A 21,124-nucleotide genomic window follows, 5' to 3' on the forward strand; every position below is an offset into this window, starting at 1 on the left:
CCCGGCTCCTCCCCGCACCCCGGAGTACGCACATGAGCATCTCGGTCGTCCTGTTCACCTGCGACCTGCGCCTGCACGACCACCCCCCGCTCACGGCGGCCCTCGACGGCACCGAGCAGGCCGTCCCGCTGTTCGTGCGGGACCGGGCCGTGGACGCCGCCGGATTCGCCGCTCCCAACCGGCTGGCGTTCCTCGCCGACTGTCTGCGCGACCTCGACGCCGGTCTGCGCGAGCGCGGCGGCCGGCTGGTGGTGCGCTCCGGCGACCTCGTCGACGAGGTGCGCAAGGTCGCCGTCGAGGCGGACGCCGACGAGGTGCACATGGCGTCCGACGTCAGTGCGTACGCCCACCGGCGGGAGGAGCGGCTGCGCCGGGTCCTGGAGGCGGAGGGCGTACGGCTGCACGTCCACGACACGGTTGCCACGGCCGTCACCCCCGGCGTGGTGGTCCCGGCGGTCTCGGACCACTTCGCCGTCTTCACGCCCTACTTCCGGCGCTGGTCCCAGGAGCGGCTTCGCGACCCGCTCACGGCCCCGCGGACCGTGCGGGTCCCGGAGGGGGTCGGATCCGAGCCGCTGCCGTCCCGTGCCGAGCTGTCCGGGCTCTCGGAAGGACTCACGGCGGGAGGTGAGACGGAAGGCCGCAAGCGGCTCTCCGCCTGGCTGCGGATCTCTGTGGCCGGGTACGGGGACGGCCACGACGACCTGGCCGGCGACGCGACCTCCCGGCTCTCCCCGCATCTCCACTTCGGCACGCTCTCCGCCCTGGAACTCGTCCACCTGGCGCGCCGCGCGGCCGGTCCGGGCGCCGAGGCCTTCGTACGGCAGCTCGCCTGGCGCGACTTCCACCGGCAGGTGCTCGCCGCCCGCCCCGCCGCGGCCGCCACCGACTACCGCACGAAGCACGACCGTTGGCGCACCGAGCGGACCGCCGGCGACGACATCGAGGCGTGGAAGGAGGGCCGCACCGGCTACCCGATCGTCGACGCGGCGATGCGCCAGCTGCGCCACGAAGGGTGGATGCACAACCGCGGCCGCCTGCTGACCGCGAGCTTCCTCACCAAGACGCTGTACGTGGACTGGCGGATCGGTGCCCGGCACTTCCTGGACCTGCTGGTCGACGGGGACCTCGCCAACAACCAGCTCAACTGGCAGTGGGTCGCGGGCACGGGCACCGACACCCGGCCCAACCGGGTACTCAACCCGGTCACCCAGTCCAAGCGCTACGACCCCGACGGCACGTACGTCCGCCGCTGGGTGCCCGAACTGGCCACGCTGGAGGGGCCCGCGGTGCACGAGCCGTGGAAACTGCGGGGCCTGGACCGAGCCGCGCTGGACTATCCGGATCCGATCGTGGAGCTGTCCGAGGGGCTCGCCCGCTTCAAACGGGCGCGTGGCCGCGAGTGAGGGTCAGGGGTGCGGCGCCGGATACAGAGCGGCCAGCGTGTCCAGGGCGTCCTGGAGGGCGGTCGGCCGCAGCATGCCCTGGTCGGCGCGGCCGAGCCAGCCTGGCCCGCCCAGCATCACCACGGGCTTGCGGCGGGCGCCCTTCACACCCCACTGGGCTCCGGCGATGTGCCGGGCCAGCGGCAGGCTCGCCGTGGAGCGGGACTGCGCCCACAGGACGACGGCCGCCGGACCGAGCCGGTCCACCGCGGCGGTCAGCGCCTCCCCGGGTACGGCGGCCCCGAACATCCTGGTGGGCAGGCGCAGTTCGCCCAGACCGGCCTTGAGCGCCTCCAGAGCCAGCGTGTGCTGCTCACCGGGGACGCAGGCCAGCACGACCGGCCCGGGGCCGAGCGCCCCGCCCCGTCGGACCGGCGGACCGGCGCAGCGGCGCAGCGCGGTGGACATGTGCCAGGACAACAGGTGCTCGACCTCGACGTAACGGTCCTCGGACGAGGCCCACTTGCGACCCACCGCGTGCAGCGTGGGCACCATCACCTCCTGCCAGGCGACGGCGAGGCCGTGGGTCTCGACCGCCGCGGTCAGCTGCTCCTCCACGGCGGGCGCGTCGAGGCGTACGGCCGCCCGGGCGAGGCCGCGGCACTCCTGGCGCACGTCGCCCAGGGGGAGCGTGCCGGCCGCCCGGGACCGTGCGCCGGTCGCGGGTGCCGGTGTCCTCGGCGGGACCCCACCGCCGTCCGGCCCCGGCGCCGCCGACTCCTTGGCGGCGCGGGCCGCCTCGGCGGGCGGCGCCCCGGCGGAGGTGAGCCGGCACATCGCCTCCAGCACGGCGACGTCCCGCGGGGTCCAGCGACGGTGCCGGCCGTCGGTGCGGACGGCGGGGCCGATGCCGTAGCGACGGTCCCAGGAGCGCAGCGTGGTGGGCGACACCCCGAGGCGACGGGCCAGGGCGCCGGTGGTGAGACTCGGTTCCTCGCCGTCCGGTATGCCACGCATGGAGCGACTATACGACGCAGAACCGATGCGAGTCGCTGCGCGCGCAGGCTGTAGCGGATTCCCGGGACAGGAGACGGCGGGGAGGGCCAGTCAGCGCAGGAAGACGCCGAGTTGGTGCCGGTGGTCCGCCACCCACGTCCGCGCGTCCCGCACCTCTTCCACCGCCCCCTGCTCGCGCAGCCCGATCATGGCCCGCTCCCCCCGCAGGGCGCCCGCCTCGATCCCCCTCCAGCACCGGTCCTGCCACCACAGCACCGTGTCCAGCAGCCCGTCCCGGGAGTCGAGGCCGTAGGCATCGCAGATCAGCCGGATGCGGCGAGCGGTCTCCCGTACGTCCGCGACGCCCGGCCCCAGGTCGAGGTACTGCCAGCACACATGGGCGATGTCGTGCATCCGCTCACCCGGAGCGGCCAGGTCCCAGTCGATGAACGCGGTGGGCCGCCAGGCGGCGTACACGGTGTTCTTGGGCGCGAGGTCGTTGTGGCAGACGACGTCCTGGTCTTCGGCGAGAGCTGTCCCGTGGGTCAGGTCGTGGAAGGCGCGGACGAGTCGGGCGACCTCCGCGAGGGCCTCGTCGGTCCGGGCCTCGGCGCGCTCGCGCGGGGTCACGGCGGCCCGCCCCTCGACATGACCGAAGATCTCCCGGCCGCGTTCGTCGACGCCGAGGAACCGCGGCGCGCCCTGCCAGCCGGCGCACTCGAACAGAGCGAGCAACTCCCTTACGAAGTCCGACCGTTCGGACGGCGGGCGCCGCACGGTATCCCCGACCCGGACGACCTCGTTGACCGCGCCACCGTCGAGCACCGACTCCTTCATCCGACCGCCTCCCCGAGGCAGGATCGACCCATGGACCCGAACCGAACCTTCACCCTCGTCCCACCGCTGCGTCTCGAAGGCTACGGCGTCCGGCTGCGCGCGTGGGCGGACGCCGACCTCGCCGACCTGGTCGCGCTCTACGACGATCCCGAGATGGCCCGGTGGACCCCGGTGGCCTCACCGTTCGGCCCGGACGCGGCGCGTGCCTATCTCGCCGGTGCGCGGGAGGGGCAGGCCGACGGGCGCAAGGTCCAGTTCGCCATCACGACCGACGGGGTTCTTCCGCGGGGTGAAGTGCTGCTGTTCCGCAGCACTCCGGACGAACGGGACCTGGAGCTCGCCTACGGTGTCGGTGCCGCCCACCGGGGTCAGGGGCTGGCCGGGCGGGCGGTGCGGCTGGCCGCCGAGTACGGCGTCCGGGAGATCCGGCCGCGCCGGGTGGTGCTGCGCATCGACGCCGCCAACGCGGCGAGCGAGGCGGTGGCGCGGTCCTGTGCGTTCGAGCTCACGGACGAACCGCCGGTCAGGAGGGTGTCACGGGGCCGGGAGGCCGTCCTGCGCACCTGGCGGCTGAGCGCCTGACGAGCGGGCGCCCGCCGGCACGCTGCGCGTGGTGACCGACGGGCGCACGGTGATCGACGTCGCGTCCGAGGTGACGGCCGCGACCAGGTGGGGTTCGGGCGCGGATCAGCTGACGTTCAGTGCCGTGTCGTCGAGGACGAACGACGTCTGGAGCGTGGAGCCCTCCGTGCCGGTGAACTTGAGAGTGACGGTCTGGCCGGCGTAGCCCGCCAGGCTGAAGCTGCGCTGTGTGTAGCCGGAGGCCGCGTTGAGGTTGGAGTACGTGGCAAGGGTGCTCAGGACCGTGCCCGAGCTGTTCAGGACCTGCACCTTGAGGGTGTCGTAGGCGGTAGTGGTGGTGGTCTCGGCGGTGTCGACGTGGAGGTAGAAGCTGAGGGTGGCCGTGGTGCAGGCCGCCGGGACGGTCACCGGCTGGGACAGGGTGTCGGTGCGCGCGGAGCCGTAGCCGTCGAGCCAGGCGTAGTAGGAGCCGGTGCGGGCGGACTCACTGCTGGAGTTGGTGATCACGCCGCTGGTCGCGGTCCAGGTCGAACTGCCCGACTCGAAGCCGTTGTTGCCGAGGAGCTGGGCGGAGGTGCAGGTGGAACCGCCGCCACCGCCGCCGCCGCTGCTGCCGCTCCCGCCGGCCAGCCACTCGGTGGCGTTGAGGGCGAGGGGCGCGTTGGTGGCGCCGGAGTCGTTCCAGCCGTCGTAGAGGGTGTTGCCGGACTGGCCGGTGCCGTCGTCGATGGGTGAGCTGTCGCCCCAGAAGGCGACCCGGCCGCTGCCGAAGGTGCTGGTGGCGAAGAAGGCGCCGGTGTTGCCCGAGTAACCGGTGCGGTAGAGCAGGCCCTTGACGTTCGCGTTGTCGGCGGGCTTGAGGGTGGCCGTGGTGCCGCTGGCGATCAGGCTCTTGGTGACGGTGCCGAAGGAGCCGTGCAGCACGGGGTTACTGCTGTCACTGATCGCGCTCGGGTAGTCGGAGCTGATGCTGAGCGAGTCGATGGAGAAGCCGAACGGGTCGGTGGAGTCGACGCTGTTGTTGGTCATCAGGTCGTTGAGGATCTCGACCGCGTCCTCGCCGTCGTTGTTGCGGTCGGCGCCGGTGTGGTCGGAGATCATGAAGAGGCCGCCGCCGTTCTTCACGAAGGTCATGATCGCCGTCTTCTCGGCGGTGGTGAAGAGCGTGTTGGGCTCGGGCAGGACCAGGGTGTCGAAGTTCGACAGGTCGGTGGCCGAGGAGCCGCCGTACGTCAGGGCGCTCGTCGCGGTCTTGAGGCTGTAGTCGCCGGTCTTCTGGAGGGCGACGCCCCAGGAGGAGAGGGCGCCGGTCCAGTCGGTCTCGGCGGAGGGCGAGGAGTCCTGGCCCAGGGGGTCGGGCTGGCTGGTGGAGATGACCCAGTCCGCGTTGCCGGCCGTCTCGGCGTGGCCGTTGTCGAAGAGGATCCGGTGGGGGGTGGCAGCGGCGGCGGGGGTGGCGGTGGCCTGCACGACGACGCCCGCGGCGACGAGGCCGACGCCGGCGAGGAGCGCGCCGAGTCTGTGGCGGGGAAGGGTGAGTCCGGGCATCCGGCATACCTCCGTGAGGAGTTGGGGAAGGGTGATGCGGGGACGGGAACTACGCGCATAGATATACGACCAATTTGAACGGTACATGGCACCCAGGAGACTGAACAGAACCGTTCCGGTTCTCCCGACGAGGATTGACCCGGTGTTGACCCACGGTTGGGACACAGCGTGCTGACGGTTCCAAATCCCGTTGCGGACGCCGGGGTTGGACGGAAGGCTTCACACTCCCGCCGCCCCTCCCCCTCGTGACGGAGACTCGCTTGTCCTTCGACATCACCCCGCTCGCCGATCCCCGGCCCGCCCCCTCCAGCCGCCGACTGGCCTGGCTGGCCGCCGGGGACGAAGGTGTCCCGCTCGGGTCCGCGTTCCTGCGGCTGTTCACGCAGGAGGGGCAGGAGCATCTCGCCGAACTGCAACTCGCGGTGCACGGCGCCGAGCGGAGGCGGGGCGTCGGCACCCGTCTTCTGGAGGCCGCCGTGGACGCGGCGGGGGCGGAACGGCGGCGGTCGGTGATCGCGCAGGCCGTGGAGGGCTCTCCCGCCGATCGGTTCCTGGCCGCACGGGGCTTCCGAAAGGTCCTGGCGCTCACGTACGCCCGGCTCCCGCTGGCCGACGTCGACCGGGCCGCGATCGACGCACTCGTCGAACTGCCCCACCCCGGCTACCGGTTGACCGAGTGGGACGGCATCGTGCCGGACGCGCTCGCGCGGTCGTTCGCCGGCTCCCGGCGTGCGATGGACGACATGCCGATGGAGGGCACGGACTTCGGCAGGGTCGTCTGGGACGTGGAGCGTGTGGTCGCGGCCGCGGAGGCCGTCGCCCGGCGCGGGGAGCTGCTGCACACCGTCGCCGCCGTGGACGCGACGGACGGCGGCGTGGTCGGGTTCTGCGAACTGGTCGTGCCCGGCGACGGGTCGGGCGACGGCCGGCACTACGGCACCGCCGTGCTCCCCGAACACCGTGGGCGCGGCCTCGCCCGCTGGATGAAGGCCGCGGCCGTCCGCCACGTCCTCGAACGGCACCCGGAACTGGCCGGGCTCCGCACCGACACCGCGGCGAGCAACACACCGATGCTCGCCGTCAACGACTCCCTCGGCTACGTGCCGACGCACAAGGCCGTGGAGTACCAGCTCGACCTGTGATCACCGGGTCGTCGCGGCCCGCAGTGCGGCCAGACCGTCGCGGCCGGACGGGTACACGGGTGTCCAGCCCAGTTCCCGCTCGGCCTTCCGCGTCGACACCCGCATGCTCGACGAGAACATCGTGTGCGCGTACGCCATCGGCCGGGTCAGCCACAGGGGTACGGACATCGGCCTCGGCAGTCCGAACTCCTCGGCCACGCAGAGCAGATGGGTACGGAAGCCCATCGGCGTGCGGTCCGCGATGTTGTACGCCTGCCCGGGGCGCCCGTGCTCGACCGCGGCGGCCACCGCGCGGGCCGCGTCGGTGAGTTCCACCCAGGGCAGGACCCTGCCCTGGTCGGCAGGCGCGGGCAACTGCCTCCTGCGCAACAGCGGCAGGAGGGCGTCCGTGCCGCCGGGGCCGTAGAAGAGGCCGAACCGTAGCGCGACGCCCTCCAATCCGGCCGTCTCGAAGGTGAGTTGTTCCTTGGTGCGCATCCCGGCGAGGTGCCGTTCCAGCTCCGGGTCGGTGCCGTGCGGCCCGAACACGTCGTCCTCCGTGATCGCCCGGTCGCCGAAGTCGCCGTAGCCGTATCCGAAGACCATCGACTCGGTGACGAAGCGCTGTGCTCCGGTGGCCCGGGCCGCCTCGATCAGGTGGGCGGTGCCCTCGATGCGCAGGGCGTCGGTGGCGTACATGTCGCGGTGGCGCACGGGCGGCTTGCGCAGGGCGGTCGCCGCGTGGACGACCGTGTCGAAGTGCTGTCCGTCCACGGCGCGCAGCAGGGCGTCGCGGTCCATGAGGTCGGCGCGGACGCCGTTGCCCTCGCTCCGGCCGAGTCCGGTGACCTTGTGGCCCGCGTCGGCCAGAGCGGTGGCGATGTGGCGGCCGAGGACACCGCTCGCGCCGGCGAGAAGGATGTTCTGGTTCGTCGTCATACCGGTGCGACGGATCGGGCGGGCCCGGATGTGACATCCGAGCCGCCGGCCCTTTCGAGCCGGCCCAAGGTTCTACGGCTGGTACACGTGCGGCTGCGTGATCGTCATCGGCTCGAACCCGAGGCGTTCCAGGATCGGGCGGCTCGCGGCCATCGCGTCGACCTGGAGGTAGCGGTATCCACGCTCCACGGCGGCCCGGGCGCGGTGGGCGACCAGGGCGCGGTAGATGCCCCGGCCGCGCCAGCCCTCGACGGTGCCGCCGCCCCACAGACCGGCGAAGCGGGTGCCGGGCACGAGCTCCATACGGGCCGCGCTGACCGGCACGTCACCGGCGAGCGCGACGACCGCGACCACGGTCTCGGGATCGTCCTGGAGCCGCGCGAGCAGCTGGTGCCGCAGCCGGGAGCTGTCGGTGCCGAAGGCCTTCTCGTGCACGTCCGCCACCAGGTCGACCCCCGCCCGGTCGGTGACCGGGAGGAAGCGGACCCCCTCGGGCGGCTCCACGTCCAGGGTGAGATCGGCGACCTCGGCGATCATCAGCGTCTCCTCGGGCTCGGGCGTGAACCCGGCCGCCCTCAGCCGATGTCCGAGGTCGAAGGGCAGGTCGTGGCCGTACAGTTTCCACTCGAACTCGCGACCGAGCCCCGTGTAGTACGTGATCTGTTCGGCGATCGCCTTGTCGGCGCTCGACTCGTCCAGGGCGGACCACACGACACCGTTCCATCCGTGCTCGGCGGCAACCTGCCGGACCACCCCGCCGACCCGCTCGACACGCGCGCCGGGACCGTCCGGCTGGGCCCCTTCGCGCATGTCCCGGTCGAAGAGGGCGAGTACCGCAACATGATCCATGGGCTCACTTCATCACCCGTACGCCGCCGCGGCAATGGCGTTTACGGCCGCCCCGCCACTCCGCGCACCGCCGCCAGGTAGCCGCTGAGCCGGTCGCGGTTGCGGGCCAGGCAGTCGATCCGGGCCTGGATGCGGTCGACGTGGGCCTCCAGGATCGCGGCCGTCTCCGGTGTCAGGTGTTCGGGTGCCAGCAGGATCTCCTCCGGTCCCGAGAGGTACGGCAGGATCGTGCGGATCATCTCCGTGGTCAGACCCGAGTCCAGCAGCCCGCGGATCTGCTGGACGTCCCGGACCGCCGCCTCACCGAAGGCGCGGTAGCCGTTGCCGGCCCGCTCGGGGTGGAGCAGATCCTGTTCCTCGTAGTAGCGCAGCAGCCTGGTGGGGACACCGGTGCGGCGGGACAGCTCACCGATCCTCATGACGTACTCCCGGGTCGCCCTTGCCTTCACACTGATGTGAAGGTCCGAGCATGGTCACATGTCCACCACTTCCCCTGCCAGGGGCACAGCCCCGCCCGCGTCCGCCCCGCTGCCGTGGTCCGGGCTCCTCGCCCTGTCGACGGCCGCCTTCACCGCGGTGCTGACCGAGCTGCTGCCCGCGGGTCTGCTGCCCCGCATGGCCCCGGCTCTGGGCGTCTCCGAGGCCCGGATCGGCTTCCTCGTCACCGGGTACGCGGCCGCGTCCTTCGCCGCCGCGATCCCGCTCACGGCACTGCTGCGCGGGCTGCCGCGCCGGCCGGTGCTCGTCGGGGCGCTGCTCGGCTTCGCGGTGAGCGACGCGGTGGTGGCGCTGTCCTCGTCGTATCCCCTGACGTTCGCCGCCCGGCTGGTGGCCGGATGCGCGGGCGGGACGCTCTGGGCGATGCTCGCCGGGTACGCCGCACGGATGGTGCCGGCCGCGCGGCGCGGCCGGGCGATCGCGATCGTGCTCGCCGGGATCACCCTCGCCCTGTCCCTGGGCGTCCCGGCCGGCACGGCGCTGGCCGGAGCGGTGGGCTGGCGCACGGGCTTCGGGATGCTGTCCGCACTCGCGGTGCTGCTGGTGGGCTGGGTGTGGTGGCGGGTGCCCGGCTTCCCGGGCGAGGCGCCGCACGCGCGTGTGCCGCTCGTCCAGGTCGCCGCGCTGCCGGGTGTCCCGGCCGTCCTGTCCGTCACGCTGTTCCTGCTGGTGGGACACCAGACGATGTACACGTACGTCGCCCCGTTCGCGGCGCATGCCGGGTTCGGCCGTACGGGAGTGGTCCTGCTGGTGTTCGGGGCGGCGACGGTGGTGGGGGTCTGGGTCACCGGGATGCTGGTGGACCGGCATCCGCGGCCGGCGCTTCTGGGCGCGCTGGGGCTGTGCGCGGCCGTGATGCTCGCGCTGGGGCTCGCTGCCGGGGTGCCGGGCGTGCTGCTGACGTCGGTCGTCCTGTGGGGCGTCGCGTTCGGGGGCGCGCCGACGCTGATCCAGACGGCGCTGGTCGACGCCTCGGGCCCGGAGCGGGCGGACGCGGCCACCTCGTTGCAGACCACGGTGTACAACGCCGGGATCGCGGTGGGGTCCCTGACCGGGGGTGTCGCGCTGGAGGGCCTGGGCGCCGGGGCGCTGCCGTGGACCGCGCTGCCGTTGGTCGCGGTGGCCCTCGGGGTGGTCACCGTGGCCCGGAAAACGTTCCCGGCGACACGGCGATGACCTTAGGCTCGTGGCGAGGAGGGCCGTACTCCATGGTCGTGAAGGACACCGAACTGCCGTATCTGCGCCGCTGCGTCGAGCTGGCCACCGAGGCGCTGGAGGCCGGGGACGAACCGTTCGGGTCGGTCCTGGTGGGCGCGGGCGGCGAGGTCCTCGCCGAGGACCACAACCGCGTGGCCTCCGGTGACCGCACCCGGCATCCCGAGTTCGAGCTGGCCCGCTGGGCGGCGGCACACCTGACACCCGAGGAGCGGGCCGCGGCCACCGTGTACACCTCCGGCGAGCACTGTCCGATGTGCGCGGCCGCGCACGCCTGGGTGGGTCTCGGACGCATCGTGTACGTCGCCTCGTCCGCGCAACTGGCCGAGTGGCTGAACCAGTTGGGCGTCCCGGCGCCCCCGGTGCGGACCCTGCCGGTCAACGAGATCGCCCCCGATGTGATCGTGGAGGGCCCGGTGCCCGATTTCACGGAGCGGGTACGGCAGTTGCACCATCGGTTCCACCGGCGCTGACGGATCTCCCGGGATGCAGCACCTCTCCCCCGGTGCCTACGATCGATAAGGATCCCGGACCAGACCGAAGGCCCGGTCTCCTCCATTGGCCAGTGGGGGGAGGCGCTTGCCCTTGCATTCGGCACGTCGGCCGATGGCCGCCCACCTCGCTCTGGTCGCCCTCGCCACCCTCGTCTACATGACGGTGCCCGCCGCGCGCACCCCGCTGTGGGCCGTCATCGGACTCGCCGGCGTAGGCGCCGTGCTGGTCGGCATCCGGCTGCACCGGCCCGCCCACCGCTGGCCCTGGTGGGCGCTGGCAGCGGGCCTGCTCACCTTCATCACGGGCGACACGTACTACAACGTCGTGGAGGAGTACTTCAACGCCTCCAACCCCTTCCCCTCCCCCGCCGACGCCTGCTACCTCGCCACCTACCCGCTCTTCGCGGCCGGCCTGTACGGCCTCATCCACTACCGCTGGGCGGGCCACGACCTGCCCAGTCTGCTGGACGCGCTGATCTTCACCGCGGGACTCGCCCTGCCCGTGTGGGTGTACCTGGTACAGCCGCTCGCCGAAGTCCAGGGCCTGACCTGGCAGCAGCGGGCCATCAGCATCGCCTACCCCCTCGGTGACGTGCTGGTTCTGGCCCTGCTGGCCAGGCTGCTGACCCCGGGCCCGGTCGGCGGGCACAACCGGTCGGTGCAGCTGCTGGTGGTCGGCACGCTGACGCTGCTCGGCTTCGACATCGCGTACGGCATCCTCCAGCTCAACTCCCTGTGGCAGGCCGACACCCTGCTGGACTCCGGGTGGCTCGTCTTCTACACGGCCTGGGGCCTCGCCGCCCTGCACCCCTCGATGACGGCGCTCACCGCCGCAGTACTGCAGGAGCAGTCCCCGCTCCCGCCGCCGAACCGGCTCGCGATGCTGGCGGTGGCCACCTTCATCGCCCCGGGGATCCTGCTGTTCGAGGCGGTCACCCACAGCGCCCACCACACGGGCGTGATCGCCGCCTTCTCGGCCGTGCTGTTCCTGCTGGTCATCCTGCGGCTGGCGGGCATGGTCGTGGCCCACCGCGGGGCGGTCGCGCGCGAACTCGCCCTGCGCCGGGCGGCCGGGTCCCTGGTGTCGGCGATACGGCAGGAGGAGGTCGCGCGGTCCTGCGAGGCGGCCGTCGACATGCTCCTGGGGCCGACGGTCCGCCACCGGACCCTGCTGCTGTCGGCCGAGGAGGCGCCGCCCCTGCTCCCCCACCATGCCCGCCGGGTGTCCCCCGCCGACCTGGGGCCCGACATCGCCGCCCGGCTGGACGGGCTGCCCGCCGTGCTGGTGTGCCCCATGACCCGGCCGGACCGCCCGGCCACCGACGACCCGGGGGTCCTGCTGGTCGCCGGCCCGCAGGGACCGCTCACCGAGACGCGTGGCTCCCTGGAGATCCTCGCCTCCCACGCCGGGCTCGCCATGGAACGGGTCCTGCTGCGCCAGGAGGTGATCCGCCGGGAGAGCGAGGCCTACTTCGCGACCCTGGTGCGCAACACCTCCGACGTCATCCTGATCGTCGAGGACGACGACACCATCCGGTACGCCAGTCCCTCCGCGGCCGCCGTGTTCGGCACCGCGGACCTCGTCGGCACGTCGCTGCCGGACCTGGTGGATCCCCGGGACCGGCAGCGGGCGGCCCGTGGGCTGACCGCCGTACGCGACCACGGGCCGCGCGTCTCCCACGACCACTGGTGGGTGCGGCACCGGTCCGGGCGGGTGGAGGTGGAGGTGCGGTGCAGCGACTTCCGCAACGAGCGGACCGTGGCCGGCCTGGTGGTCACCCTGCGCGACGTGACCGAGCAGCGCAGGCTGGAGCACGAGCTGACGCAGCGCGCCTTCCACGACTCGCTGACCGGGCTGCCCAACCGGACGCTGCTCCTGGAGCGGATGGAACGCGCCCTGCTGCGCGGCCGCCGCGAGTCGTCCCTGACCTGTCTGCTCTTCATCGATCTCGACGACTTCAAGGAGGTCAACGACACGATGGGTCACTCGGCGGGCGACCACCTCCTGCTCGACGTCGGCAACCGGCTGACCCGGACCCTCAGACGCACCGACACCGCGGCCCGGCTCGGCGGCGACGAGTTCGCCGTTCTGATGGAGGACGCCCGGGAGCCGCTCGACGCCGAACTGCTGGCGGCACAGGTGATACAGACGCTCACCAGGCCGTTCGTGCTCGGCGACGAGTCGGTCACCGTCTCGGCCAGCGTGGGCGTGGCCACGGCCCGCGACAGCACCGACGCCGAGGAACTGCTCAGTCACGCCGACCTCGCGCTGTACGCGGCCAAGGCGGCGGGCAAACGGCAGTGGCGGCGCTTCCAGGCGATGCTGCACACCCGCATGGTCGAGCGGCACGATCTGCAGAGCCGCCTCGCCCGGGCGGTCGCCGCACAGGAGTTCACCCTGCGCTACCAGCCCGTCGTGGACATCGACGCGGGCGAGGTGGTCGGCTTCGAGGCGCTGGTGCGCTGGCCGCGGGCCCCGCACCGGCCCGTCTCACCGGAACAGTTCATCACCCTGGCCGAGGAAACCGGGCACATCGCCCCGCTGGGCTCGTGGGTGCTGGAGAACGCGGTCGGCGACATCGCGGGCCTGCAACAGCTTCCGGGGCCCGCGACTCCGCCGTACGTGAGTGTGAACGTGTCCGCGCGCCAGTTCCGCGACACCGGCTTCGTGGACCAGGTGGGGCGGGCGCTGCGGACTCCCGGGCTCGCCCCCGGTTCCCTCCAGCTGGAGCTGACGGAGACGGTGCTGCTGCGCCGGGACACCCAGATCCAGGCGGTGCTCCATGCCCTCAAGGAGCTGGGGGTGCACATCGCGGTCGACGACTTCGGCACCGGGTTCTCCTCGCTGCGCTATCTGCGGGACTTCCCCGTCGACGTACTGAAGATCGACAAGACCTTCATCGACGACATCACGCGCGACGCCCAGCAGGTCGCCCTCGTCGAGGGCATCGTCCGCATCGCCGACACGCTGGGGCTGCAGGTGATCGCCGAGGGCATCGAGGATCCGGCGCAACGGGACATGCTGGCCGCGATGGGGTGCCGGTTCGGACAGGGGTTCCTGTTCGCCCGGCCCATGACGGTGGAGCAGAGCGAGCGGGTGCTGCGGCAGGACGGCGGCCGTTTCACCCCGGGTGCCGGTGGCACCAACGGGCGCCCGACCCGACGTACCCCGCGGACCTCCGCCGGGAGACGCACGGCGGAACTCGAACATCTGCGGCGCACCAGTCCGATGAGCGACGCGGTCATCGACGAGGTGCGCGGCCGCCGTATCCGCAGCCGCGGCCACTGGCTGATCGACTTCGCCTCCTGCAACTACCTCGGCTTCGACTGGGATCCGGAGATCGCCGCCCGCATCGATCCCGAGGTGCAACGGTGGGGCACCCACCCCAGCTGGTCACGGCTGCTGGGCAGGCCGCGGCTGTATCCCGCGCTGGAGGAACGCCTCGCCGCGCTGCTGGGCGCCCCCGACACCCTGCTGCTGCCGACACTGACCCTCATCCACGCCTCGGTGATCCCGGTCCTCGCCGACGGCGGCCACATCTTCGTCGAGGCAAGCGCGCACCGGACGGTGTACGACGGCTGCCTGGTCGCCCGCGGCCAGGGCGCCACCCTGCACCGCTTCCACGCCGAACGGCCCGAGGAACTGGACGCGTTGCTCTCCTCGGTCCCCGCGCGCACGACCCGGCTGGTCTGCATGGACGGCGTGAACAGCATCACCGGCAACATCCCCGACCTGCCCGTGCTGGCCGCGCTGTGCCGCGAACAGGACGCGACGCTGTACGTCGACGACGCGCACGGCTTCGGGGTGATCGGGGAACGCGCGCCGAACGAGCCCTGTCCGTACGGCCTGCGCGGCAACAGCGTGGTGCGGCACACCGGCGAGTCGTACGACGGGATCGTGCTGGCCGGCGGCTTCTCCAAGGCGTACTCGTCGCTGCTCGCGTTCCTCGCGCTGCCCACCGACCTCAAGAACCGCCTCAAGACCGCCGCGGCCCCCTATGTGTACTCGGACCCCTCCCCCACGGCGTCCCTGGCCACCGCGCTGGCCGGACTGGAGGTCAACGACCGCCGGGGGGACGTGCTGCGGGCCGACCTGTACCGCAAGACCATGCGGGTGCTCGACCATCTCGCGGACCTCGACGTGCGCACCCTCAACACGGACCGGCTGCCCATCGTGGAGATCCCGCTGGCCGACCCGGCCGACCTCGACGCGGTCGCCGCGTTCCTGTGGGAGGAGGGCATCTACGTGACGCTCGCCGCCCACCCGCTCGTGGCGCGCGACCGGGTCGGTTTCCGGGCGCAGATCACGGCGCTCAACTCCGACGAGGACATCGACCGGCTCAACGCCACGCTGACCGCGCTGGCGGGACGCTTCCGGCTGCGGCCGAGGAACTGAGGAGGTGGGTACGGTGATGATGACGCACAACGACGACGTGGACTGGGACCGCTGGCCGGTCGCCGACTATCTCGCGGAGAACTACCGGGAGTTGCACCCCTCGGACGCCGAAGTGATCGCCCACCACTCCGCGTTCTACCGGCGTCTGGCTCCCGGCGGGGTCACCCGCTCGGTGGAGTTCGGTGCCGGGCCCAACCTCTACCCGCTGATCCTCGCGTCCGCGGCGAGCCGCCATGTGGACGCCGTCGAGGCCGGCGCGGGCAATGTGGCCTATCTGCAACGGCAGATCGTCTGCGGGCCCGACGCGAGCTGGCTGCCCTTCCACACACTGTGCCACGAGCTCAACCCCACCATACCGAGGACCCTCGCGGGATCACTGGCGCAGGTACACGTCGTCCACGCGGACGTCCGGGACCTGGAGCCGGGCGGGTACCAGCTGGCGTCCATGCACTTCGTCGCCGAGGGCGCCACGGAGGACTTCGCCGAATTCGCCGGTTTCTGCCGGGCGTTCGCCCGCTGTGTGGTGCCCGGCGGGCATCTGGTGGCCGCGTTCATGGAGAACATGCCGACCTACCGCATCGGCCCGACCTCGCGCTGGCCGGGCTGCCCCGTGAGCCCGGAGACCGTCACGGAGGTCTTCGCGCCCCTCACCCGTGAGCTGTCCGTCACCCGCGTCGACACCGACACGACACTGCCGGACTACGGGGACTCCGGGATGGTGCTGCTCACGGGGGTGACGGCGGAGAGGTGAAGGTGAGCGGACGCGGACGCCCACGGCCTCGCCCTGGCCGTCGGGCCGGACCGAGCGACCACCGCATCCGCCGCCAGAGGGACGGGGCCGGCGGCCACCGACGACAGCCACGACTCACCGTCCGGTGCGAGGCGGGCCCACAGGCTCGTACGAGCACGCCCCGACCGCCGCTGTAGAGCAAGAGCGCGCACACGGGTGCCAAGCCCCACCGTCGTCGAAAGACGGGCCCACGGGTGTCGTGCAGGCACGGCCCGACCGCCGCGGCCGGACAGAAGCGCGCGCACACGGACAGCCACGCCCAGCGTCGTCGAAAGACGGGCCCACGGGTGTCGTGCAGGCACGGCCCGACCGCCCCTGCCGGGTGGGAGCGTACGGGCACCGGGCAGCCACGACCCCCATCCGGTGTCGAGAGGCGCGCCCTCCGGTGTCGTACGAGCACCGCCCGGCCCCGCTGTAGAACATGAGCGCACACACAAGGAGAGCCACGACCCCACCCGTCCTCGAAAGGCGGGGCCAGGGGGTGCCACTGCAGGGCACCCGAGCACACCGGACAGCCACGCCCCCATCCGCTGTCGAGAGGCGGGTCCACGGACGTCGTACGAGCACGGCCCCACCCGTGGCAATAGGGCAACGGCTTGCCTTTCGTGCTGCCGGGCCATTTGACGTCGTGCAGCCGGGGCCCCGTCGCCGTACAGCCGAGGCACTGTTCCGCACCGCACGGCAGGCGCCGAGGCTCACCGTCGTCGTGCGGCGGAGACCGCACGTGGTCGCCGCCCCGCAGGGCCTCGCCGCAGGTTTCCGTCAGCGCGCGCCTCGTGGGCGGAAGCGGCGGTAGACCGCGGCTCCGCCGAGGATCAGCGCGGCGCTGCCCATCGCGGCGGGCAGGGTCTGGTCCGTGCCGGTGTGGGCGAGGGCGGTCCCGGGCCCCGGTGAGGTGGGCGCGGTCGGCTGCGGGCCGGGGTGGCTCCTCGGCGGCGTGCCCGGCGTGGGGTTCGCCTGCGGGGCCGGAGTGTCGGGGAGGTCATCCCCTGGCGCGTTCACGGACTCGTTGCCGACGGACGGGTTGCCGACGCCGACGGCGTTCACGGAGTTCCCGCTGACGTTGACCGGCAGGTGGACCGGGAGGCGCACCCCGTTGCCGGAGAGCACACCCGGTGAATCGTCTCCGTCGCCCTGGGCCCGCGCGCCACCGCCCGCCGTACCGGCGCCGAAGTCCTCGTCGACGCAGGTGTTGCCCGCCGCGGGGTTGAGCAGCCCCACCACGTCGACCGTGTTGCCGCACACGTTCACCGGAACATGCACCGGGAGCTGGACGGTGTTGCCGGAGATCAGCCCGGGCGAGCCTGCCGCGGTACCGTCCGCCGTACCGCCGGCGTACGCCGGCATCGCCACGGCCATCGCCCCGGACGCGGCGGCGACGGCGATCACACCGTTTCGGGTGACCCGTCTCATAGGTTCCCTGCCTTCCAGACATGGACGCGGGCACTCACCCGCACCACGTAAAACGCAGGCGAACCATCAGAGTTATGGCTAATCGGCCTTTCACCCCATCGAGCGACATGGTTGTCGAACTTGCGGCAAAACCGACTCATGGGCATCGAGCGGGCACAGGCTAGGGCACATTTCATGATCCCGCTCGTCCGGAGGCGTGCCGCCCGGGGGACGCTTATCGTGATCGAGGGCGCCGATGGGCGTCCTTGGAGGCATGGATGCTCGCCAAGGTGACGAGGCGGCGATGCGCTCTGTCCGGAGCCGTGGGACTGGCACTGCTCGGTGCCGGACTGCCGGCCGTGGCCGCGGCCGACTCGGGACCGGACCTGTCGCGCTTCTACAGCCAGAAGATCAAGTGGTCGAAGTGCGTGGACATGGAGACCCCGCACAACCTGCAGTGCGGAAAGATCACCGTTCCCCTCGACTACGCGAAGCCCCGCGCGGGCACCCTCGACCTGGCACTGGCCCGTTACCGGTCCACGGCCAAGCACAAGCGGGGTTCGGTGGTGCTGAACTTCGGCGGCCCGGGCGGCGCGGGCGTGCCCGCACTCGCGGCCGGCGGCGACGACTTCATGGGCCTCACCGACGGGTACGACGTGGTGTCCTTCGATCCGCGCGGCGTCGGCAGATCCTCGCCGGTCAGCTGCGGCGCCGGCACCGACGAGGCACTGGCGGCCACGGACGACGAGGCAGCCGTCGCCCAGGATCCGCGGACCGTGCTCGGCAGGTTGCGGGAGGCGGCCGGCCAGTGCGCCAAGCACTCCGGCCCCGTGCTCCGGCACATCGGCACGGTGAACGTCTCGCGCGACCTGGACGTCATCCGCCAGGCCCTCGGCGACAAGAAGCTCAACTACCTGGGCTTCTCCTACGGCAGCCGGCTCGGGGCGGTGTACGCGGCCCAGTTCCCGAAGAAGGTGGGCCGGTTGGTGCTGGACGGTGTGGACACCCTCACCGAACCGCTGTCCGAGCAGGGCGTGGCGGGCGCGGCCGGGCAGCAGACGGCGCTGGAGGACTTCGTCGACTGGTGCGTGAAGGACATCGCCTGTCCGTTCGGCACCGACGCGCGCGGCGCCCGGGAGCAGGTCGTGCGGCTCGTGGCGTCGCTGGACGAGGATCCGGTGCCGACGGGATTCGGCCCCGACTTCACCGGACAGGACCTCGTGGGCGCCATCAGCCAGGCCCTCTACAGCGAGGATCTGTGGCCGTCGCTGGAACGGGCGCTCGCCCAGCTCGTGGAGGACGGCGACACCTCGGGAGTCCTCACCTTCGCGGGCGGCGGCTCCGGCTTCCTCACCCGCGCGCGCCCTCCCTCCGACGACCCGACGCACACCCCCCTCTCCGACGTGGAGGACGTGCCGCTCGACAATCTTCCGGCGGCGCTGATGGCGATCAACTGCGCGGACGATCCCGACCGCCCCGGCGCCGACCGGATCACCGAGGACCTGCCCCGGCTGCGCGCCGCCTACGAACAGGCGTCCCCGGTTTTCGGCCGCTACCGGCTCACCGAGTACCTCATGTGCTACGGCCGCCCCAAGGGCACCGACTTCATCCGTGAGGAGGTGAACGACGTCCGCACCCCGAAGATGCTGCTCGTCGGCACCCGCGGCGACCCCGCGACGCCGTACCGCTGGACCGTGGAGACCGCGAAGCGCCTCGGCGACTCGGCCGTGGTCCTCGACAACAGGGGCGAGGGCCACACCGGTTACGGCTCCTCCAAGTGCGTGCACCGCAAGGTCGACGACTTCCTGCTGTACGGCAGCCTGCCGCCGAACGGCAGCTCCTGCGGACCCGAACGCGACGACTGAGCACAGCTCCTGCCACGATCGCCCCCTCTAGGGCTCCCAGTACGCGAGCCGGTGCATGGCCGTGGCCGCACCGGTGAAGCCGTCGTCGCCCAGCACCTCACGCAGTTCCGCGTTGAAGCGGTCGATCTCCGGCTGGGCGGCGCGCAGGGCATCGGTTCCCGAGTCCGTCAACTCCAGTACGACGGCCCGGTGTTCACGCGGGTGCGCCTCCTTGGCCACGAGACCCGCGGCCGTCAGCCGGCCGACCAGTCCGGTCACCGCCGACTCGCGCAGCCCGAGCGTGCGGGCGAGCCGCTGCTGGGTGATACCCGGCTCGTCGCGCACGGCGAACAGCGCGCCGAGCTGGGCCGTGGTGACCCCCGCGGCGGCCACGCAGCGCCGGTCCGCGGCGGTGCGCAGACGGTGCGCGGCCCGCTGGAGCAGGAAGTAGAGGCGCTGGTCGTCGGGCTCGGGCATGGGCCGATGTTGACAGACACGAGGGGTTCGCACCACCCTCGCTTCACTAGTGAAGTGAGGTAGCGGATGACTCGGACCCTGGACCTGGAGCTCGCCCGGAAGGTACTGGCGGCCCAGCCCTTCAGCACTCTGGTCGGCGCCCGGCTGACCGACTTCGAGGAGGGAGAGGCGACGCTCGAGTTCGACATCCGCGCCGATCTGCTCCAGCAGCACGGCACGGTGCACGGCGGAGTGCTCGGCTACGCGGCGGACAACGCGCTCTCCTTCGCGGCGGGTTCGGTGGCCGGCTCCACGGTGACCACCGCCGGCTTCTCCATCGACTTCCTGCGCCCGGCCCGCGGCGAGCTGCTGCGCGCCCGCGCCCGGGTGGTACGGGCCGGCCGCACCCGTGTGGTGTGCCGGTGCGACCTCAGCACGGTGGGCGCCGACGGCACAGAGACCCTGTGCGCGGTGGCGCAGGGCTCGATCGCCGTACTCGAACCGCTCACGGCGTGAGCGGTCAGAACTCCACCGGGTCCCGCACGATCGGGCAGGTCATGCAGTGCCCACCGCCCCGGCCGCGCCCCAGTTCGGCGCCGACGATGGTGACGACCTCGATGCCGGCCTTGCGCAGCAGGGTGTTGGTCTGGGTGTTGCGGTCGTAGGTGAAGACCACACCGGGCTCCAGGGCGACGGCGTTGTTGCCGCTGTCCCATTGCTGGCGTTCGGAGGCGTAGACGTCCCCGCCGGTCTCGACGACTCGCAGCTCCGGCAGTCCGAGGGCCTTGGCGACGACGTCGACGAAGGCCGCCGAGCCCTCGTCGACGACTTCGATGCCGGGCGCCTTGTCGCAGGGCCTGAGGGAGAAGGTGTGGACGGCCTCCATGATGGCCGGGTAGAGGGTCACCAGGTCGCGGTCGGCGAAGGTGAAGACGGTGTCCAGGTGCATCGCGGAGCGCAGTTTGGGCATACCGGCGACGACGACGTGCTCGGCGGCGCCGTTCGCGAAGAGGGCGGCCGCCACCTGGGTGATCGCCTGCCGCGAGGTCCGCTCGCTCATGCCCATCAGCACGACACCGTTGCCCACCGGCATGATGTCGCCGCCCTCGAACGTGGCCTGTCCCCAGTCGAGTTCGGGGTCTCCCCACCAGACGGTGGCGCCCGCGAAGTCGGGGTGGAAGGTGTAGACGGCCTTCATCAGCAGCGTCTCGTCGTGCCGGGCGGGCCAGTACAGCGGGTTGAGGGTGAGGCCGCCGTAGAGCCAGCACGTGGTGTCGCGGGTGTACAGGGTGTTGGGCAGTGGCGGCATCAGGTACTCACGCACGCCGGTGGACTCGCGGGCCAGCACGATGTGGGCGGAGCGGAACTCCTCGGGCAGGTCGGTGGTGGCCAGGCCGCCGATCAGGTAGCGGGCGAGACGGTCGGGTTCGAGGGTCTCCAGGTAGGCGCGGGTGGCGTCGATGAGGCCGATGCCGACCTCGTTGGCCACGATCTTGCGGTCGAGCAGCCAGTCCCGGGCCCCGGGGACCGCCATGGTCCGCGCGAGCAGGTCGTGCAGCTCGACGACGTCCACGTCCCGTTCCCGCAGCTTGTTGACGAAGTCGGCGTGGTCGCGCTGGGCGTTCTCCACCCACATCACGTCGTCGAAGAGCAGGTCGTCGGAGTTGGTGGGGGTGAGTCTGCGGTGGGCGAGCCCGGGCGCGCAGACCAGCACCTTGCGCAGCCTTCCGACCTCGGAGTGGACGCCGTATGCGGTACTGGTCACGAGGAGCACCTTTCCGA

18 protein-coding genes are annotated in these 21,124 nt (G+C 72.1%); 9 read left to right on the forward strand and 9 right to left on the reverse strand.

Annotated features, from left to right (window positions below; translation table 11 throughout):
* Window positions 1–32 precede the first annotated feature (32 nt).
* Complete coding sequence (locus ABZT06_RS06820; RefSeq protein ID WP_355735951.1) at window positions 33–1,406, forward strand: deoxyribodipyrimidine photo-lyase; 1,374 nt, start codon at window positions 33–35, stop codon at window positions 1,404–1,406.
* A 3-nt stretch (window positions 1,407–1,409) separates the two neighbouring features.
* Here ABZT06_RS06820 and ABZT06_RS06825 read toward each other — a convergent pair whose 3' ends face one another.
* Window positions 1,410–2,402 carry a MerR family transcriptional regulator gene (locus ABZT06_RS06825; RefSeq protein WP_355735953.1) on the reverse strand — a complete coding sequence of 331 codons (993 nt, stop codon included), beginning with the start codon at window positions 2,400–2,402 and terminating at the stop codon, window positions 1,410–1,412.
* A gap of 90 nt (window positions 2,403–2,492) precedes the next feature.
* Complete coding sequence (locus tag ABZT06_RS06830; RefSeq protein ID WP_355735955.1) at window positions 2,493–3,218, reverse strand: phosphotransferase; 726 nt, start codon at window positions 3,216–3,218, stop codon at window positions 2,493–2,495.
* Between the two features lie 30 nt (window positions 3,219–3,248).
* Between ABZT06_RS06830 and ABZT06_RS06835 the strand changes: the two genes are divergently transcribed.
* Window positions 3,249–3,800 carry a GNAT family N-acetyltransferase gene (locus tag ABZT06_RS06835; protein ID WP_355735958.1) on the forward strand — a complete coding sequence of 184 codons (552 nt, stop codon included), beginning with the start codon at window positions 3,249–3,251 and terminating at the stop codon, window positions 3,798–3,800.
* A gap of 105 nt (window positions 3,801–3,905) precedes the next feature.
* Here the strand turns inward: ABZT06_RS06835 and ABZT06_RS06840 are convergent, their stop codons facing one another.
* A complete protein-coding gene (locus ABZT06_RS06840; RefSeq protein ID WP_355735961.1) occupies window positions 3,906–5,348 on the reverse strand; it encodes a hydrolase in 1,443 nt (480 codons plus the stop codon).
* A 260-nt stretch (window positions 5,349–5,608) separates the two neighbouring features.
* Here ABZT06_RS06840 and ABZT06_RS06845 point away from each other — a divergent pair, with 260 nt between their 5' ends.
* Entirely contained in the window at window positions 5,609–6,490 is an 882-nt protein-coding gene (locus ABZT06_RS06845) for a GNAT family N-acetyltransferase (RefSeq protein ID WP_355735963.1), read from the forward strand.
* Here the strand turns inward: ABZT06_RS06845 and ABZT06_RS06850 are convergent, their stop codons facing one another.
* The 3 genes from ABZT06_RS06850 to ABZT06_RS06860 form a co-directional block, all read right to left on the reverse strand.
* Window positions 6,491–7,408 carry an NAD(P)-dependent oxidoreductase gene (locus ABZT06_RS06850; protein ID WP_355735965.1) on the reverse strand — a complete coding sequence of 306 codons (918 nt, stop codon included), beginning with the start codon at window positions 7,406–7,408 and terminating at the stop codon, window positions 6,491–6,493.
* Between the two features lie 72 nt (window positions 7,409–7,480).
* On the reverse strand, window positions 7,481–8,257 hold the full coding sequence (locus tag ABZT06_RS06855; protein WP_355735967.1) for a GNAT family N-acetyltransferase: 777 nt from the start codon (window positions 8,255–8,257) through the stop codon (window positions 7,481–7,483).
* A gap of 41 nt (window positions 8,258–8,298) precedes the next feature.
* The gene (locus tag ABZT06_RS06860; protein WP_355735969.1) at window positions 8,299–8,676 is read right to left on the reverse strand and encodes a MerR family transcriptional regulator; all 378 of its coding nucleotides are present in this window, start codon (window positions 8,674–8,676) and stop codon (window positions 8,299–8,301) included.
* Window positions 8,677–8,734: 58 nt separating this feature from the next.
* On the opposite strand from ABZT06_RS06860, the gene ABZT06_RS06865 reads away from it, so the two are divergent.
* From ABZT06_RS06865 to ABZT06_RS06880, 4 genes are all read left to right on the forward strand, one after another.
* Complete coding sequence (locus ABZT06_RS06865) at window positions 8,735–9,931, forward strand: MFS transporter (protein ID WP_355735971.1); 1,197 nt, start codon at window positions 8,735–8,737, stop codon at window positions 9,929–9,931.
* Window positions 9,932–9,963: 32 nt separating this feature from the next.
* Entirely contained in the window at window positions 9,964–10,443 is a 480-nt protein-coding gene (locus ABZT06_RS06870) for a nucleoside deaminase (protein ID WP_355735974.1), read from the forward strand.
* Window positions 10,444–10,576: 133 nt separating this feature from the next.
* Window positions 10,577–14,860: an aminotransferase class I/II-fold pyridoxal phosphate-dependent enzyme gene (locus ABZT06_RS06875; RefSeq protein ID WP_355735976.1), complete on the forward strand. Its 4,284-nt coding sequence runs from the start codon at window positions 10,577–10,579 to the stop codon at window positions 14,858–14,860.
* A 16-nt stretch (window positions 14,861–14,876) separates the two neighbouring features.
* The gene (locus ABZT06_RS06880) at window positions 14,877–15,611 is read left to right on the forward strand and encodes a class I SAM-dependent methyltransferase (protein ID WP_355735979.1); all 735 of its coding nucleotides are present in this window, start codon (window positions 14,877–14,879) and stop codon (window positions 15,609–15,611) included.
* An 801-nt stretch (window positions 15,612–16,412) separates the two neighbouring features.
* On the opposite strand, the gene ABZT06_RS06885 is transcribed toward ABZT06_RS06880, so the two are convergent.
* Window positions 16,413–17,063 carry a chaplin family protein gene (locus tag ABZT06_RS06885; protein ID WP_355735981.1) on the reverse strand — a complete coding sequence of 217 codons (651 nt, stop codon included), beginning with the start codon at window positions 17,061–17,063 and terminating at the stop codon, window positions 16,413–16,415.
* Between the two features lie 257 nt (window positions 17,064–17,320).
* Between ABZT06_RS06885 and ABZT06_RS06890 the strand changes: the two genes are divergently transcribed.
* Window positions 17,321–18,907 carry an alpha/beta hydrolase gene (locus ABZT06_RS06890; RefSeq protein ID WP_355735984.1) on the forward strand — a complete coding sequence of 529 codons (1,587 nt, stop codon included), beginning with the start codon at window positions 17,321–17,323 and terminating at the stop codon, window positions 18,905–18,907.
* A 27-nt stretch (window positions 18,908–18,934) separates the two neighbouring features.
* Here ABZT06_RS06890 and ABZT06_RS06895 read toward each other — a convergent pair whose 3' ends face one another.
* Complete coding sequence (locus ABZT06_RS06895) at window positions 18,935–19,363, reverse strand: MarR family winged helix-turn-helix transcriptional regulator (protein WP_355735986.1); 429 nt, start codon at window positions 19,361–19,363, stop codon at window positions 18,935–18,937.
* A 66-nt stretch (window positions 19,364–19,429) separates the two neighbouring features.
* Here ABZT06_RS06895 and ABZT06_RS06900 point away from each other — a divergent pair, with 66 nt between their 5' ends.
* A complete protein-coding gene (locus tag ABZT06_RS06900; RefSeq protein WP_355735990.1) occupies window positions 19,430–19,858 on the forward strand; it encodes a PaaI family thioesterase in 429 nt (142 codons plus the stop codon).
* Window positions 19,859–19,862: 4 nt separating this feature from the next.
* On the opposite strand, the gene ABZT06_RS06905 is transcribed toward ABZT06_RS06900, so the two are convergent.
* Complete coding sequence (locus ABZT06_RS06905) at window positions 19,863–21,107, reverse strand: arginine deiminase (protein WP_355735993.1); 1,245 nt, start codon at window positions 21,105–21,107, stop codon at window positions 19,863–19,865.
* Between the last annotated feature and the right edge of the window lie 17 nt (window positions 21,108–21,124).

The sequence above is a fragment of the Streptomyces sp. NPDC005483 genome (genome assembly GCF_040606035.1).
Taxonomy (GTDB): domain Bacteria; phylum Actinomycetota; class Actinomycetes; order Streptomycetales; family Streptomycetaceae; genus Streptomyces.

What these genes read in the sequence shown, in the direction of transcription:
- ABZT06_RS06895 (WP_355735986.1), bottom strand. Translation starts at nt 19,363, where the DNA reads ATGCCCGAGCCCGACGACCAGCGCCTCTACTTCCTGCTCCAGCGGGCC.
- ABZT06_RS06870 (WP_355735974.1), top strand. Translation starts at nt 9,964, where the DNA reads ATGGTCGTGAAGGACACCGAACTGCCGTATCTGCGCCGCTGCGTCGAG.
- ABZT06_RS06855 (WP_355735967.1), bottom strand. Translation starts at nt 8,257, where the DNA reads ATGGATCATGTTGCGGTACTCGCCCTCTTCGACCGGGACATGCGCGAA.
- ABZT06_RS06860 (WP_355735969.1), bottom strand. Translation starts at nt 8,676, where the DNA reads ATGAGGATCGGTGAGCTGTCCCGCCGCACCGGTGTCCCCACCAGGCTG.
- ABZT06_RS06850 (WP_355735965.1), bottom strand. Translation starts at nt 7,408, where the DNA reads ATGACGACGAACCAGAACATCCTTCTCGCCGGCGCGAGCGGTGTCCTC.
- ABZT06_RS06830 (WP_355735955.1), bottom strand. Translation starts at nt 3,218, where the DNA reads ATGAAGGAGTCGGTGCTCGACGGTGGCGCGGTCAACGAGGTCGTCCGG.
- ABZT06_RS06875 (WP_355735976.1), top strand. Translation starts at nt 10,577, where the DNA reads ATGGCCGCCCACCTCGCTCTGGTCGCCCTCGCCACCCTCGTCTACATG.
- ABZT06_RS06820 (WP_355735951.1), top strand. Translation starts at nt 33, where the DNA reads ATGAGCATCTCGGTCGTCCTGTTCACCTGCGACCTGCGCCTGCACGAC.
- ABZT06_RS06885 (WP_355735981.1), bottom strand. Translation starts at nt 17,063, where the DNA reads ATGAGACGGGTCACCCGAAACGGTGTGATCGCCGTCGCCGCCGCGTCC.
- ABZT06_RS06840 (WP_355735961.1), bottom strand. Translation starts at nt 5,348, where the DNA reads ATGCCCGGACTCACCCTTCCCCGCCACAGACTCGGCGCGCTCCTCGCC.
- ABZT06_RS06865 (WP_355735971.1), top strand. Translation starts at nt 8,735, where the DNA reads ATGTCCACCACTTCCCCTGCCAGGGGCACAGCCCCGCCCGCGTCCGCC.
- ABZT06_RS06825 (WP_355735953.1), bottom strand. Translation starts at nt 2,402, where the DNA reads ATGCGTGGCATACCGGACGGCGAGGAACCGAGTCTCACCACCGGCGCC.
- ABZT06_RS06880 (WP_355735979.1), top strand. Translation starts at nt 14,877, where the DNA reads ATGATGACGCACAACGACGACGTGGACTGGGACCGCTGGCCGGTCGCC.
- ABZT06_RS06835 (WP_355735958.1), top strand. Translation starts at nt 3,249, where the DNA reads ATGGACCCGAACCGAACCTTCACCCTCGTCCCACCGCTGCGTCTCGAA.
- ABZT06_RS06900 (WP_355735990.1), top strand. Translation starts at nt 19,430, where the DNA reads ATGACTCGGACCCTGGACCTGGAGCTCGCCCGGAAGGTACTGGCGGCC.
- ABZT06_RS06890 (WP_355735984.1), top strand. Translation starts at nt 17,321, where the DNA reads ATGCTCGCCAAGGTGACGAGGCGGCGATGCGCTCTGTCCGGAGCCGTG.